The sequence below is a fragment of the Poseidonocella sedimentorum genome (assembly GCF_900116005.1).
Lineage (GTDB): Bacteria > Pseudomonadota > Alphaproteobacteria > Rhodobacterales > Rhodobacteraceae > Poseidonocella > Poseidonocella sedimentorum.
In genome coordinates this window covers 18,286-32,853 of the sequence record NZ_FOYI01000003.1, presented here as the reverse complement: position 1 = coordinate 32,853, position 14,568 = coordinate 18,286, and the positions used below count along the sequence as shown (strand labels likewise).

Below are 14,568 nucleotides of genomic sequence, written 5' to 3'. Positions count from 1 at the left end.
CCTTTCTCGGGTGGGAGATAGGGGTTCCAGTTACGGGAAGGTCAAGGGCCCGCGTGCGATTTTATGTGCGCCTCAGCCGCAGGTGGTGGAGACGTCCACGTGGCCCCGGTCGATCCCTTCGAGCCGCAGGGCGCAGCGCTGGCCGGGAACATCGGCGGCCTCGCCAACGGAGAGGCTCTGGAGCGACCGGCCATTGATCGCGATCCGCGCCGCGCCGTCCGAGACGCGCGAGACGAACACCCGCAGCCCATCGGTGAGCCGCGCGGTGCTGCCCGCCGTTACCCCGCGGGGCTCCGCACGATCGGCTCCGCAAGGCGCCGCGAGCGCCACGCCGTCCGCCGAGACCTCGCCAACCGACAACAGACACGCCGCCCCGTCACCGCCGCGCACCTCGGTGGCGCGCCCCTGCCCCAGCATGACCCGCTCGAACCCGTTGACCGCGAGGCTCACACGCCCTTCGCCGTCATCCACGCGCGAGACGAAGACCCGCAGCGCACCGTCGGCCAGCATCACGGTCTGCCCCGCGCGGTAGACGGGCGCGTCGGCCACCGCCTCTGTCGTTGCCTCTGTCGCCGCCTCCATCGTCGCCTCTGTCGCTGCCTCGGGCATGGTCTCGGGAGCCGCCTCCAAGGTCTCCGCCGGGCTCATCGCCGCCAAACCGGCGGTCACCGCGTCCTGGGCCGCTGCCTGCGCCTCGGCCAGTGCCGCGCGCGTGGCCTCGCCCATCGCCGCCATCTCGCCGCGCAGAGCGCCGGTCGCCTCGGACAATGCCTGCGCCCCCGCGCTTACGCCCGCCTCGACCGCGCCGATCCGCTCCGAAATCCCCGATTCCACCGCCGCGAAGCTCTCGCTCATGCCCGACTGGATCTCATCGACGCCTGCAGAGAGCCCGTCGACACGCGCCTCCAACGCCGCGATGGCCGCGTCATAATTCTTGTCATCCGCCGACCGCGCAATCACACCGATCACGAATCCCACGATCACCGCCGCAATGGCGAAAAGAACTGTCTTGCTGGGCACGTCGATCCCCCCGATTGCACCGCGCCGCCACGCGGCGCTCCGAACACGGGTAACCTAGCAAAGCACACGGGATGCGCCTACCGGCACTTTGGGAGCATTTTTCGAAAGTTCGGGGGCCGCCTTGGCGGGGAGCCTCTCAACAAAGAGCGCAATTATGACTGTTGAGAAAGAGAGTGGTGCGCCCGTTCGAACGGAGTTCGAACTCTCTCAATCAAACGGCCGCGCCGTTCGAACCTGAGAGAATGGTGCGGTCGAGAAGACTCGAACTTCCACGGGAGTTACCCCACAGCGACCTCAACGCTGCGCGTCTACCAATTCCGCCACGACCGCACTGCCTTGACTTGGTGAAGCGCTCTCTAACGGAGGCATCGGGGCACATCAAGAGCAGATTTCAGGTTTTTTCGAACTCCCCTCAAACGCGCCCCGCGCAGTCCCCGGATGAGACGAAACCCGGGCGCGATTGACAAGCGGCGCCAACTGGCGGCATCCCCGTCTGCAACACGTCAGCAAGGACTTTGACAGCATGGTCGACTGGATCGTCTCGCCCGCCCCCGTGGCCTATCCGCAGGCGCTCGCACAGATGGAAGCGCGGGTGGATGCAATCCTCGAAGGCCGCGCGGATGAGGCCGTCTGGCTGCTCGAACACCCCCCGCTCTATACCGCCGGGACCAGCGCGCGGCCCGAGGATCTCACCGATCCGGACCGGTTCGAGGTGTTCACCGCGCGGCGCGGCGGGCAGTACACCTATCACGGGCCCGGCCAGCGCGTGGCCTATGTGATGCTCGATCTCACCAAGCGCGGGCGCGATGTGCGCGCATTCGTGGAGCAGCTTGAGGGCTGGGTCATCGCGACGCTGGCGGAGTTCAACCTGCGCGGCGAGATTCGCGAAGGGCGCGTTGGCGTCTGGATCGCGCGGCCCGACAAACCGGCCCTGCCGTCGGGCGAGACGCGCGAGGACAAGATCGCGGCCATCGGGATTCGCCTGCGCAAATGGGTGAGTTTCCATGGCATTTCCATCAACGTGGAACCCGATCTGGAGCATTTCGACGGAATCGTTCCCTGCGGCATCCGCGATCACGGCGTCACCAGCCTCGTGGATCTGGGCCTGCCGGTGACGATGGAAGACCTCGACAACGCGCTGCGACGCAATTTTACGAGCGTTTTTGGCGACACTTCTTCCCTGCCCTGATGCACTGCTGAACAGAACTTCGGCCGACTTCTGAGAACATTGTGGCGGCCCCCGCGCGAAGCCGGGCGAGCGCCTGCCCGAGGGATGGCGCCGCCAACGATTGAGCGGGCGCGCTTTATGTGGCCAGATTCATCTACGCTCCAAGGTCTCTCCGACCCCAACCAAAGCGCCAGCCCGCCGGGACGGGCAGGCGCTGGCCCGGCGGCCCTCCGGGCCTTGCTCCGGGCTGGTGCAAATCCCATCAGATACAAAGGCGAGGGTTCGATACGGGATACCTCCGCTCCCCGACACCCCAAAAATAATCAACCTGCGGCAAAAGCGGACATTGCCCATCCCGCCCGCGCAAACTAGAACGAGGTGAAGAACGGATCAGGGCCCGCCCCTTGAGCCGTGTAACTGCTACCTAGGAGGCAAGGCATGGCGGACGCAGCCATTCACGGCCACGAACACGAAGATCAGCGCGATTTCTTCACCCGTTGGTTCATGTCAACCAACCACAAGGACATCGGGATCCTCTATCTCTTTGTCGCGGGAATCGTCGGATTCATCTCCGTCGCCTTCACCGTGTACATGCGGATGGAGCTGATGCACCCCGGCGTGCAATTCATGTGCGAAGAAGGTGCGCGCCTGTTCCCGACCACGGTCGAGCAATGCACGCCCAACGGTCATCTGTGGAACGTCATGATCACCTATCACGGCGTGCTGATGATGTTCTTCGTGGTGATTCCGGCGCTCTTCGGGGGCTTCGGCAACTACTTCATGCCGCTCCAGATCGGCGCACCGGACATGGCCTTCCCGCGGCTCAACAACCTGAGCTTCTGGCTGTATTTCGCCGGGACATCGCTCGGCGTGGCCTCGATCCTCGCCCCCGGCGGCAACGGCCAGCTCGGCTCGGGCGTGGGCTGGGTGCTCTACCCGCCGCTCTCGACCTCCGAGGCCGGCATGTCGATGGATCTCGCGATCTTCGCGGTCCACGTCTCGGGCGCCTCGTCGATCCTCGGCGCGATCAACATGATCACGACCTTCCTCAACATGCGCGCCCCGGGCATGACGCTGCACAAGGTGCCGCTCTTCTCCTGGTCGATCTTCGTGACGGCATGGCTCATCCTTCTGGCGCTGCCCGTGCTCGCCGGCGCGATCACCATGCTGCTGACCGACCGCAACTTCGGGACGACCTTCTTCGATCCCGCAGGTGGCGGCGATCCGATCCTCTACCAGCACATCCTGTGGTTCTTCGGGCACCCGGAAGTCTACATCATCATCCTGCCCGGTTTCGGCATCATCTCCCACGTGATCGCGACCTTCTCGCGCAAGCCCATCTTCGGCTACCTGCCGATGGTCTACGCGCTGGTGGCGATCGGGGTCCTCGGCTTCGTCGTCTGGGCGCACCACATGTATACCGTGGGCATGTCGCTCCGGCAGCAGACCTACTTCATGCTCGCCACCATGGTCATCGCGGTGCCGACAGGGGTGAAGATCTTCTCCTGGATCGCGACGATGTGGGGTGGCTCGATCGAGTTCAAGACTCCGATGCTCTGGGCCTTCGGCTTCCTGTTCCTCTTCACCGTGGGCGGCGTGACCGGGATCGTGCTCTCGCAAGCGGGCGTCGACCGGGCCTATCACGACACCTACTACGTCGTGGCGCACTTCCACTACGTGATGTCGCTCGGAGCCATTTTCTGCATCTTCGCGGGGATCTACTTCTACCTGCCGAAGATGTCGGGCCGGATGTATCCCGAATGGGCCGGCAAGCTGCACTTCTGGGCGATGTTCATCGGCGCCAACCTGACCTTCTTCCCCCAGCACTTCCTGGGCCGTCAGGGCATGCCGCGCCGTTACATCGACTATCCCGAAGCCTTCGCCACGTGGAACTTCTACTCCTCCCTCGGCGCCTTCCTGAGCTTCGCCTCGTTCCTCTTCTTCATCGGGGTGATGGTCTACACCCTGCGCTACGGCACGCGCAGCACCGTGGCCAACCCCTGGAACGAATACGCTGATACGCTGGAATGGACCCTGCCCTCCCCGCCGCCGGAGCACACGTTCGAGCAGCTCCCGAAGCAGGAAGACTGGGACAAGCACCCGGCGCACTAAGCCGCGCGCCATAGCCAGAAACGACAAAAGGCCCGGAGATCTCCGGGCCTTTTTTCATGGGGGCTGCGGCGCGCGCCGCCCGATCACTGCCTTGGGGCATCTGAGGCCATCACGCGGCCCGACGGGCGATAATGCGCCCCGGTGCTTCTGGTCTTTGCATCAAACGGGGCACCCCGGCAAACGCCCGCGACGCGCCCGCTCGGCATGAGCGATCGGCGATGGCGCAACCACCGTTGAGGGCGCGCCCTGCGACTCTGCAAAGGGCATGCCGGCGCTTGCCACTTTTCTTTTGCGGCGCCGCACCTATCCTTGGACTGCAAGGAGAGACGCATGCCCTACACCTGGACAGAGGAACACGGGACGCGGCGATTGGCGGCCTGGCCCTATCGCTCGCTGTCGAACCGGGGATTTGCGGTGATGATCGGCGCCACGGCGGGGCTTTTGCTGCTGCCGCTGCTGGCGGTGCTGGGCAGCCCGGTGCTCTGGGCGCTCCTGCCGTTTCTGATGCTCACCATCGCCGCGCTCTGGTTCGGGTTACGGCGGAGCGACCGGGACGCGCGGATCGTCGAGGAGCTGACCATCAGCCCCGACGCGGTGGAGCTTGTGCGCCACAACCCGCGCGGGCCGTCGCAGCATTGGCAGGCCAACCCGTTCTGGACACGCGCCGCGATCCACGCCCAAGGCGGGCCCGTCGCGCAATATATCACTCTGAAAGGGGATGGTCCGCGAGAGGTCGAGCTCGGGCGCTTCCTGTCGGCGCCCGAACGCTTGGTGCTTTACGGGGAGCTTTGCGAGGCGCTTGCGCGCGCCACCCGCCCCCCGATGCCCGAGGCTTAAGCCGCCGCGGGGCTGGACGTGCCGCCCCCGCTGCGCGACCGGCGACGCCGGCCACCCGGCTTGCCGCCGGCGCGGTTGGCGCCTGCGTCGCCCTGCCCGCCGCGCGGTTTGCCTTGCGCCGAGCGCGGTTTGCCCTGGCCGCCACGACGATGCTTGGGCTTGCCTTTCGGCGCGCCTGCTTCCGCGTGCTGACTGTCATCATGGCCCGCATCATCGCTGAACCGGCGCTTGATGAGCCGTTCGATATCGCGCAGCAGCGGCCGTTCATCGGGGCTGCAGAAGGAAATCGCCGTGCCGTCACGGCCTGCGCGCGCCGTGCGCCCGATCCGGTGGACATAGGCCTCCGGCACGTTGGGCAGATCATAGTTGATCACGTAGGACACGCCGGGAATGTCGATCCCGCGCGCCGCCACATCCGTCGCCACCAGCACCGTCACCGTGCCTGCGCGGAAGGCCTTGATCGCCCGGTCGCGCTGGCCCTGGCTCTTGTTGCCATGGACGCTGTCGGCCTTGACGCCTTCGGCGACAAGCTGATTCTTCATCCGCTCCGCACCGTGCTTGGTGCGCGAGAAGACGAGCGTGAGCGCCTCGGGCTCGGCGGCGAGGATCTCGCGCAGCTTGGCGCCCTTCTCCGCTTTGGGCAGGAAGACCACCGATTGATCGACCGCATCGGCCGTCTTGCCCGGAGGCGCGACCTGAATCCGGCGCGGATCGGTGAGGTAGCTCGCGCTCAGGCTCTCAAGCTGCTTGGGCATGGTCGCCGAGAAAAGCATCGTTTGGCGCGGCTGGCCCAGTTGCGGCGCGATCCGGCGCAGCGCGTGGATGAAGCCCATGTCGAGCATCTGGTCGGCCTCGTCGAGCACGAGGAACTGCACGGTCGAGAGATCAACCGCGCCGCGATCCATCAGGTCAATGAGCCGGCCCGGCGTCGCGACGAGGATATCGATCCCGCGTGCGAGCGTATTGATCTGGCGGCTGATCGACTGGCCGCCGACAACCGTCGTCACCCGCAGCCGCGTGTGCTTGACCATCGGGCGCAGGTTTTCAGCGATCTGGTTGACCAGCTCGCGCGTCGGCGCAAGCACCAGGGCCTTGACCGATTTCGGCGCGGGCTTGCCGGGCATTTCGGTGAGGCGGTGAATCATCGGCAGGCTGAAGGCCAGCGTCTTGCCGGTACCGGTTTGGGCGAGGCCGAGAATATCGTGGCCTTCGAGCGCATGGGGAATAGCCTGGGCCTGGATCGGCGTCGGGTCCTTGAGACCCGCTTCTTCAAGAGAACGCGTGATCGCCGGGGCAAGCCCGAGCGTCTGGAAGTCTGACAATAGATGTCCTTTCAATGGCGCGCCATCAAAGTCGCACCGAATAACGCGGGCCCGCCATCGTGGCGGCCCGTCATTTGGGTTCAGCGGCATCCCGGCCCATCAGAAAACTGTTCAGAAGGTTGCCCCCCTGACCCATGTCTCTGACGGTCAGACCCGCCCTTGAGAACCCTGCGTGATGGGAACTTGGTTTGCGCTGTCGTGCCAGACAATCGCCCGGCACGTGACCCTCACGCGGCAGCGCAGCATGACCCTCATCTATAGGATCGGGATCACATGTCAAGCCCGGCCATAGCGCGAGCGCCGGGCTTGAGTATCGATGGTGGGTCCTAGCTCAGCCGGTCCTTGACCAGTGGCCCGACCTTGGCGAAGTCGATCCGCCCGGTGTATTTGCTCTTGAGCGCGCCCATTACCTTGCCCATGTCGCGGATCGAGCTCGCGCCGGTCTCGGCCACCGCTGCGTCCACGGCCGCCGCGATCTCCTCATCGGTGAGCTGACGCGGCAGGAAATCCTCGATGACGGCGATCTCCGAGCGCTCGCGTTCCGCCAGCTCCAGCCGCCCGCCCTCTTCATAGGCCCGCGCGCTCTCGTTGCGCTGCTTGACCATCTTGCCGAGGATCGCGAGCACATCGGCATCGCTGATCTCGGTCTCGTCATCGCCGCCGCGCAGGGCGATCTCGCGATCCTTGATCGCGGCATTGATCAGCCGCAAGGTGGCCAGCTTGTCGGCCTCCTTGTTCTTCATCGCCGACTTCAGCGCCGCCGAAATCTTCTCACGAATGGTCATGGCCCCAATCCCCAATGGTCCAAAGCCGCCTTGATACCGAATTGCCCGGCCCGAAGCAAGTCCAGGGCGTTGCGGCAAGTCATTGGTATCAAACGGGTTTAATTTCCGGCCGCACACTTGACCTCAGCCGGGCCCGTCCCTACTTTCGGCGGGATTTAACCACAGTCAGAGAGTCGCGCGATGACCCACTCCGCCGGGACACACCCAACCGCCTGCCTTGCCCTCGCAGACGGGACGATCTTCTACGGCCGCGGCTTCGGGGCCGAGGGCTCGACCGAGGCGGAGCTGTGCTTCAACACCGCCATGACCGGCTATCAGGAGATCATGACCGATCCGTCCTACGCCGGCCAGATCGTGACCTTCACCTTCCCGCATGTCGGCAACGTCGGGGTGACCCCCGAGGATGACGAGGCGATGGACCCGGTCGCTTCGGGGATGGTCGTGAAGTGGGATCCGACGGAGCCGTCGAACTGGCGCGCCGCAGAGCCGCTCTCGGACTGGCTTGCCAAGCGGGGGCGCATCGCCATCGGCGGGGTCGACACCCGGCGCCTGACCCGCGCGATCCGCCAACAGGGCGCGCCGCATGTGGCGCTGGAGCACAATCCCGACGGTGTCTTCGACATCGAGGCGCTGGTGGCGCGCGCGCGGGCCTTCCCGGGGCTCGTGGGCCGGGATCTCGCGCGGGACGTGAGCTGCACCCAGAGCTATGCGTGGAATGAAAAACGCTGGGCCTGGCCCGAGGGTTACGCGCCCCAGACCGAGGCCCGGTTCAAGGTCGTCGCGCTCGATTACGGCGCCAAGCGCAACATCCTGCGCTGCCTCGCCAGCGCTGGCTGCGAGGTGACCGTAATGCCCGCGACCTCCACCGCCGAGGATGTGCTGGCCCAGAACCCGGACGGGATTTTCCTTTCCAACGGCCCCGGCGATCCGGCGGCAACGGGGGAATACGCGGTGCCGATGATCCGCGAGCTGCTTGACGAGACGGACCTGCCTGTCTTCGGGATTTGCCTTGGGCATCAAATGCTTGCCCGCGCCCTCGGGGCCCACACGGTCAAGATGAACCACGGCCACCACGGCGCCAACCACCCGGTGCGCGACAACGAGACCGGCAAGGTCGAGATCACCTCAATGAACCACGGCTTCACCGTCGACAGCCAGACCCTGCCCGAGGGTGTGATCGAGACGCATGTGTCGCTCTTCGATGGCTCCAACTGCGGCATCCGCGTGGCCGACCGGCCGGTGTTTTCGGTCCAGTACCACCCGGAGGCGAGCCCGGGCCCGCAGGACAGCTATTACCTCTTCGAGCGCTTCGCCGCGGCGATGGCCGAGCGCGCCTGAGGAGGGCCCCGGACCTCCCCGAAATTGGGGAGGTTTTTACCCCGCATTAACCCAATTCGCCCAGAGTGCCGAGGCACTTGGGTCAAGGATGGGGCATGTCGGACGCTTCCCTCAGATTGGAAACGGCTGAGCCGCTCGTATCGGACCGGGCGCATGTGCGCCTTGGCGAAATCCTTGTGAGCCAGGGGCTGATCAGCAACGGTGAGTTGACCCGCGCGATCAAGGTTCAGAAATCCGACAATGCCAAGCTCGGCGATGTGCTCGTTGCCCTCGGGCTGATCACCGAAGCCGAGCTGTACCGCGCGCTTTCTCTTCAGAAATCAGCGCAATACGTGGATCTTGCGGGCGGCGCGCCCATGCCCCGGCTGATCGAACGGGTGGATCCGAGCGTCATGCAGAAGGTCGGCTTCGTGCCGTGGTCGCGCGTCGGCGGGCTCACGGTGATCGCCACCGCCTACCCCGAACGGCTGGAGGCGATCCTGGAGGCCCTGCCCGACGATCTCAAACCCGCGATCCTCGCCGTCACGCCCGTCACCACGCTCGAAGAAGTGCTGCGCCGGTTTTGCGGCGAGACCCTCGCGCGCCGGGCCGAAACGCGCGTGCCCGAAGAGGTCTCCTGCCGCACGATGCAGGACAACAGCCGCTTCGCCGGGCTCTTCGCCGCGATCACCGTCGGCGCGCTTATCGCCGCGCTGGTCTATCAGCCGGTCATCACCTTCACTGCCCTCGCCTCCGTCGCCTCGGTCTCGCTTCTGTTCTCGACTCTGCTCAAGATCGCCGCCTTCACCGCCGCGCTCACGAGCCGGCGCCGCGAGAGCTTCCCCAAGGGGCCGCCGGGTTGGAAACGCCCGACGATCTCGATCCTCGTGCCGCTGCACCGCGAGCAATCGGTGGCCGAGGTCCTTGTCAAACGGCTCGACCGGCTCGACTATCCGCGCCATCTGCTCGACATCCTGCTCGTCGTCGAAGAGGGCGACAGCCTGACTCGCGACGCCCTCGCCAAGAGCCAGCTGCCGGTCTGGTACCGCACCATCGTCGTCCCGCCGGGCCACCCGCAAACCAAGCCGCGCGCGCTCAACTACGCGTTGGATTTCTGCCGCGGCGAGATCGTCGGCATCTATGACGCCGAGGACGCCCCCGCCCCGGACCAGCTCGAAAAGGTCGCCCGGCGCTTCCGCGATGCGCCTTGGGACGTGGTCTGCCTGCAAGGTGTGCTGGACTACTACAACGCCCGCCACAACTGGATGGCGCGCTGCTTCGCGATCGAATATGCCACCTGGTTCCGCGTCTTCCTGCCGGGCATCGCGCGGCTGGGCTTTCCGATCCCACTGGGCGGTACGACACTGTTTTTCCAGCGGAAAATTCTCGAACGCTTCGGCGGGTGGGATGCCCACAACGTCACAGAGGACGCCGATCTGGGAATCCGTCTCGCGCGCCACGGCTACCGGACGGAGCTGATCGACACGGTCACGATGGAGGAGGCGAACTGCCGCGCCTGGCCTTGGGTGCGGCAACGCTCGCGCTGGCTCAAGGGCTACATGGCGACCTATGCGGTCCACATGCGCCGGCCCTGGACGCTCTTTCGTCAACTCGGCGCTTGGCGCTTCTTCGGCTTCCAGATCTTCTTTCTGACTTCCATCGTGGGCTTCCTCTTCGCGCCGGTCCTGTGGTCCTTCTGGTTGGTGCTCCTCGGCGCGCCCCACCCGCTCACACCGGTCCTCTCCACTGAAGGCACGCTGCTGATCGGGGCGGGGTTTCTCGCGATGGAGCTGGTGGGCGTGGCCGTCTCAAGCTTCGCCGTGCGGGGCGAGCGCCACCGCCACCTGATGAAGTGGACGCCGGGGATGATGCTCTACTTCCCGCTGGCCACACTCGCCGCCTACAAGGGGCTCTACGAGCTCATCGCGCGCCCGTTCTTCTGGGACAAGACCGAACACGGCCATTCCCAGCCCGGACCGGAGTGACCCCCGCAGCGCTATTCCGCGGCTTCAGCGTCAGACTTGAGCCGCGTCACATAAGCCTTTGAAATATGTGATTTAAGCGCCGCGTAGGCCCGATCCGAATCGCGCTTTTCAATGGCCTGAACGATCTCGTCATGCTCAGCCAGCGCGATCTCGGCGCGCCCCTCGCTTGAGAGCGACGTTGTCGCCATGAGCGCCATGGAGCGGTAGACAAGGTCGAGCTGCTGCACCAGATAGCGGTTGTGTGACGCAAGGTGGACCATCTTGTGAAACCGCCGGTTGGTGCGCGCGAGCGCCGCCGGATCCTTGGCCAGAAGCCGGTCCGAATCGAGCATGTCACGCAGCACGCGCACCTCCTCTTCCGTGGCATGTTGCGCCGCCAGCCGCGCCGCCAGCCCCTCAAGCTCGGAGCGCACGACGTAAAGCTCTGCCAGCTGGTTGTGATCGAGCGAGGCCACGATCAAGCTCCGCCCATCCCGCGTCAGCAGCGATTGCGTCTCCAGCCGTTGGAGCGCCTCCCGGATCGGCGTGCGCGAGACCCCGAACCGCTCGGCCAGCTCGCTCTCGACCAACCGGTCCCCCGGCTTGTAGAGCCCCAGATCAATCGCCTCGAGCACCAGCGAATAGGCATCCTTCTGCGGTGACGGCGCAGGTTTCATCTTCAGTCCTTCCCGTGATTTCGCGGACCCTAGGCCGCGCCCCGCCCGGAAATCAAGGCCGACCCATTGCCACATTGCGCGCCGACGGGTAGGCATCCCCCATGCCACGCGACAGCCTCTCCCATGTACGTCACTGGGTCTTTGACCTCGACAACACGCTCTACCCGCCCTCGGCCCGGCTTTTCGACCAGATCGAAGTCCGGATGACGGCTTTCGTCATGGAGGCCGTGGGCGTCACGGAGGCCGAGGCCGACCGGTTGCGGCGCGATTATTGGCGCGACTACGGCACCACGCTGGCGGGTCTCATGCGCGAACACGGCGTCGATCCGGCGCCCTATCTCACGGTTGTGCATGACATCGATTTCAGCGGGCTGGAGCGCGACGCGGCGCTGGCCGATCACATCCGCGCCCTGCCCGGACGCAAGATTGTCTATACCAACGGCTGCGCGCCCTATGCGATGAATGTGCTCGCCGCGCGGGGGCTCGACGGGCTTTTCGACGCGGTCTACGGGGTCGAACATGCCGATTTCCTGCCCAAACCGGAGCGTGCGGCCTTCGACACGGTCTTTGCCAAGGATGGCGTCGCGGGCGAGACGGCGGCCATGTTCGAAGACGATCCGCGCAATCTCGTGGTGCCCCACGCGCTCGGGATGCGCACCGTTCACGTGGCCGAGGCGGGCACGGGCGAGGCGCATATTCACCACCATACCGACGATCTCACGCGGTTTCTGGCGCAGCTTGTCTGAGCGCGCCTTGCCCCGGCGCGGCAGACCGATAGATTGCAGCGCATGAGCATGATCCACACCGATATCCTCGTCTCCGGCGGCGGCATCGCCGGGATGGCCGCCGCGGCCGCTTTCGGGCGCGCGGGGTTCTCCGTGATCTGCGTCGACCCGGCTCCGCCGGTGACGGAGCGCGAGGCCGCCGGCGCGGACATGCGCTCGACGGCGTTTCTCCAGCCAGCGCAGGGGTTTCTGGCCCGCGCGGGGCTGTGGGAGCGGCTGGCGGGCGACGCCGCGCTGCTGCGGGTGATGCGCATCCTCGATGCGGGGCGCGAGGGCGCGCGCGGCCCGGTGCAGCGGGATTTCGATGCGGGCGAGCTGGGCGGTCTGCCCTTTGGCTGGAACCTGCCGAACTGGCTGTTACGACGCGAATTTGCCGCGGCCCTGAAGAACAGCGCCAGTGTCACCCATGAGACCGGCGTCGGCACGCGCACACTTCTGACCCGCGAGGGCGAGGCGACGGTGGGCCTCAGCGACGGGCGCTTTGTCCGCGCGCGGCTGGTGATCGCCGCCGACGGGCGCGGCTCGCCCATGCGGGCGGCGGCGGGGATTAAGGCCCGGACGATCCGCTACGGACAGCGCGCCCTCGCCTTCACCGTGACCCACCCGACGCCGCACGAAAACGTCTCGACCGAGGTGCATCTCAGCGGCGGGCCCTTCACGCTCGTGCCCCTGCCCGACCGGGACGGCCGGCCCGCGAGCGCGGTGGTCTGGATGGAACGCGGGCCCGAGGCGGAACGGCTGGCCGCGCTGGAGACAACGGCGTTCGAGGCCGAGGCAACCGCGCGCTCCTGCGAAATTCTCGGGCCGCTGACGCTTGCGTCGCGCCGCTCCGTCTGGCCGATCATCAGCCAGGTGGCCGAAGAGATCACCGGCGAACGGCTCGCGCTCGTGGCCGAGGCCGCTCATGTCGTCCCGCCGATCGGTGCGCAGGGGCTCAACATGTCGCTCGCCGATCTCGACACGCTGCTCACCCTGGCCGAGGCCCGGCCCGAGGGGCTGGGCGATGCTGCCATGCTCGCGGCGTACTCCCGCGCGCGCCTGCCCGATATTCGCCGCCGGATCGCCGGGATCGACATGCTCAACCGCGCCTCGATGGCCACGCCGGAGCCGCTGCGCGCCGCGCGCGCCTTCGTGCTCGACCGGGTGTTCGAGATCAGCCCGCTGCGGCGGCGGCTGATGCGGCTGGGGCTGGGCGCCTCGGGCCGGGACTGACCCGCCGAGGCATGCGCCTCAGAGGTAATCCGCGCGCTGCAGCCCGTATTTCGCCATCTTCTCGTTGAGCGTCCGACGCGGCAGGCACAGCTCTGTCATCACGCTGGAAATCGAGCCCTTGTGGCGGCGCATCGTGTTGTCGATGAGCATCCGTTCGAAGGCCTCGACATATTCCTTGAGCGGCTTGCCCTCGGTGGTCATCACCGGGCGCACTTCCTCGTTTTCCGACATCAGCAGCGAAGCGATCGTCCCTGAGCCGCGCCGCGATTGCAGCACCGCGCGCTCGGCCACGTTGATGAGCTGGCGGACGTTGCCGGGCCATGGCGCCTGCAGCAGCTGGGCCGCCTCCTGCGCGCTGACCTTGGGCGCATCGCAGCCGTATTCCTCAGCGAACTGGTCGGTCAGCCGGGTGAAGAGCATCAGGATATCCTCGCCCCGGTTGCGCAGCGGCGGCAGCGTCAGGCGAAGGGCGGCGAGCCGGTAGAAGAGATCCGGGCGCAGCGCGTCCTCGCTGGTGCGCCCCTCGTCCTGCATGTTGCAAATCGCGATGATCCGCGTCTCGGCCGGGGTGCCCTGTTCGTTGATCACCTGCAACAGTCGCGCCTGCAGCGTGTCGCTCAGCGACTCAACGTCCTCGAGCACGAGCGTCCCGCCGCGCGCCTCCTCGACCGCCGGAAGGCTCGGATCGCCCTCAAGCACCGGGCCGAACAGCCGCCGCGCAAGCGCCTGTTCCTCCAGCGCCGAGCAGTTGACCAGCACGAATTTCTTGCCCGCCCGCGCGCCCACCGCATGCAGCGCATGGGCCGTGAGGGTCTTGCCCGTCCCGGTCTCGCCGTCGATCAACACGTGCCCGTCAGCCTGGCCGAGATCGAGGATATCCTCACGCAGCCGTTCCATCACCGGCGAGGCGCCGATGAGCTTCTTCATCAGCTCGCCCCCGTCCGAAAGCTCGCGGCGCAGCGCGCGACTGTCGAGCGTGAGGCGGCGCGCATTGGCCGCCTTCTTGGCCAGCGCCGTCATCTTGTCGGGGTTGAAGGGCTTTTCGAGGAAATCATAGGCCCCGATCCGCATCGCTTCGACCGCCATCGGCACATCGCCATGGCCGGTGATCATGATTACGGGCAGCGCGCTATCCGCGCCCATGAGCTTGCGCAGGAACTGCATCCCGTCCATGCCGGGCATGCGGATATCGGTCACGACGATGCCGGGATAATCCGGCCCGATGGATTTGAGCGCCTCCTCCGCGCTGCCGAAGGCCTCCGTGTCATAGCCCGAAAGCGCCAGCCACTGGCTGATCGATTGACGCATGTCCTTCTCGTCATCCACGATCGCGATTTTCATTGCCTTGGCCATCACTTACCTTTCACTC

General features: G+C 66.3%; 12 protein-coding genes and 1 tRNA gene. 7 read left to right on the top strand and 6 right to left on the bottom strand.

Features of this window, described 5'->3' with window-relative positions:
* Nucleotides 1-72 precede the first annotated feature (72 nt).
* Together BM353_RS05610 and BM353_RS05605 are read right to left on the bottom strand one after the other, a co-directional pair.
* A complete protein-coding gene (locus BM353_RS05610; protein WP_092077656.1) occupies nucleotides 73-1,020 on the bottom strand; it encodes a hypothetical protein in 948 nt (315 codons plus the stop codon).
* A 243-nt stretch (nucleotides 1,021-1,263) separates the two neighbouring features.
* A tRNA-Leu gene (locus BM353_RS05605) sits at nucleotides 1,264-1,350 on the bottom strand.
* A 163-nt stretch (nucleotides 1,351-1,513) separates the two neighbouring features.
* Here BM353_RS05605 and lipB point away from each other — a divergent pair.
* The 3 genes from lipB to BM353_RS05590 all read left to right on the top strand — a co-directional run bounded on the left by lipB (nucleotide 1,514) and on the right by BM353_RS05590 (nucleotide 5,137).
* Nucleotides 1,514-2,209, top strand: a complete 696-nt coding sequence (gene lipB, locus BM353_RS05600) for a lipoyl(octanoyl) transferase LipB (protein ID WP_281248111.1) — start codon at nucleotides 1,514-1,516, stop codon at nucleotides 2,207-2,209.
* Nucleotides 2,210-2,626: 417 nt separating this feature from the next.
* Entirely contained in the window at nucleotides 2,627-4,300 is a 1,674-nt protein-coding gene (ctaD, locus tag BM353_RS05595) for a cytochrome c oxidase subunit I (protein WP_092077652.1), read from the top strand.
* Between the two features lie 330 nt (nucleotides 4,301-4,630).
* Nucleotides 4,631-5,137: a DUF2244 domain-containing protein gene (locus tag BM353_RS05590; protein WP_092077649.1), complete on the top strand. Its 507-nt coding sequence runs from the start codon at nucleotides 4,631-4,633 to the stop codon at nucleotides 5,135-5,137.
* Here BM353_RS05590 and BM353_RS05585 read toward each other — a convergent pair.
* A complete protein-coding gene (locus BM353_RS05585) occupies nucleotides 5,134-6,459 on the bottom strand; it encodes a DEAD/DEAH box helicase (protein ID WP_092077646.1) in 1,326 nt (441 codons plus the stop codon). The two genes, BM353_RS05590 and BM353_RS05585, sit on opposite strands and share 4 nt — an antisense overlap.
* A 326-nt stretch (nucleotides 6,460-6,785) precedes the next feature.
* Nucleotides 6,786-7,244, bottom strand: a complete 459-nt coding sequence (locus tag BM353_RS05580; RefSeq protein WP_092077643.1) for a GatB/YqeY domain-containing protein — start codon at nucleotides 7,242-7,244, stop codon at nucleotides 6,786-6,788.
* Nucleotides 7,245-7,424: 180 nt separating this feature from the next.
* On the opposite strand from BM353_RS05580, the gene carA reads away from it, so the two are divergent.
* A complete protein-coding gene (carA, locus tag BM353_RS05575) occupies nucleotides 7,425-8,582 on the top strand; it encodes a glutamine-hydrolyzing carbamoyl-phosphate synthase small subunit (RefSeq protein ID WP_092077640.1) in 1,158 nt (385 codons plus the stop codon).
* A gap of 95 nt (nucleotides 8,583-8,677) precedes the next feature.
* Nucleotides 8,678-10,546: a glycosyltransferase family 2 protein gene (locus BM353_RS05570; RefSeq protein ID WP_092077637.1), complete on the top strand. Its 1,869-nt coding sequence runs from the start codon at nucleotides 8,678-8,680 to the stop codon at nucleotides 10,544-10,546.
* Between the two features lie 11 nt (nucleotides 10,547-10,557).
* Here the strand turns inward: BM353_RS05570 and BM353_RS05565 are convergent, their stop codons facing one another.
* Nucleotides 10,558-11,202, bottom strand: a complete 645-nt coding sequence (locus BM353_RS05565) for a GntR family transcriptional regulator (RefSeq protein ID WP_092077634.1) — start codon at nucleotides 11,200-11,202, stop codon at nucleotides 10,558-10,560.
* A gap of 101 nt (nucleotides 11,203-11,303) precedes the next feature.
* Here BM353_RS05565 and BM353_RS05560 point away from each other — a divergent pair, with 101 nt between their 5' ends.
* On the top strand, nucleotides 11,304-11,948 hold the full coding sequence (locus tag BM353_RS05560) for a pyrimidine 5'-nucleotidase (protein WP_092077631.1): 645 nt from the start codon (nucleotides 11,304-11,306) through the stop codon (nucleotides 11,946-11,948).
* Nucleotides 11,949-11,990: 42 nt separating this feature from the next.
* On the top strand, nucleotides 11,991-13,199 hold the full coding sequence (locus tag BM353_RS05555) for a UbiH/UbiF family hydroxylase (RefSeq protein ID WP_425439391.1): 1,209 nt from the start codon (nucleotides 11,991-11,993) through the stop codon (nucleotides 13,197-13,199).
* Nucleotides 13,200-13,217: 18 nt separating this feature from the next.
* On the opposite strand, the gene BM353_RS05550 is transcribed toward BM353_RS05555, so the two are convergent.
* Nucleotides 13,218-14,552, bottom strand: coding sequence for a sigma-54-dependent transcriptional regulator (locus BM353_RS05550; RefSeq protein ID WP_092077628.1), 1,335 nt, complete (start codon nucleotides 14,550-14,552; stop codon nucleotides 13,218-13,220).
* Between the last annotated feature and the right edge of the window lie 16 nt (nucleotides 14,553-14,568).

What these genes read in the sequence shown, in the direction of transcription:
- ctaD (WP_092077652.1), top strand. Translation starts at nt 2,627, where the DNA reads ATGGCGGACGCAGCCATTCACGGCCACGAACACGAAGATCAGCGCGAT.
- BM353_RS05590 (WP_092077649.1), top strand. Translation starts at nt 4,631, where the DNA reads ATGCCCTACACCTGGACAGAGGAACACGGGACGCGGCGATTGGCGGCC.
- BM353_RS05580 (WP_092077643.1), bottom strand. Translation starts at nt 7,244, where the DNA reads ATGACCATTCGTGAGAAGATTTCGGCGGCGCTGAAGTCGGCGATGAAG.
- carA (WP_092077640.1), top strand. Translation starts at nt 7,425, where the DNA reads ATGACCCACTCCGCCGGGACACACCCAACCGCCTGCCTTGCCCTCGCA.
- BM353_RS05570 (WP_092077637.1), top strand. Translation starts at nt 8,678, where the DNA reads ATGTCGGACGCTTCCCTCAGATTGGAAACGGCTGAGCCGCTCGTATCG.
- BM353_RS05565 (WP_092077634.1), bottom strand. Translation starts at nt 11,202, where the DNA reads ATGAAACCTGCGCCGTCACCGCAGAAGGATGCCTATTCGCTGGTGCTC.
- BM353_RS05560 (WP_092077631.1), top strand. Translation starts at nt 11,304, where the DNA reads ATGCCACGCGACAGCCTCTCCCATGTACGTCACTGGGTCTTTGACCTC.
- BM353_RS05555 (WP_425439391.1), top strand. Translation starts at nt 11,991, where the DNA reads ATGAGCATGATCCACACCGATATCCTCGTCTCCGGCGGCGGCATCGCC.
- BM353_RS05550 (WP_092077628.1), bottom strand. Translation starts at nt 14,552, where the DNA reads ATGGCCAAGGCAATGAAAATCGCGATCGTGGATGACGAGAAGGACATG.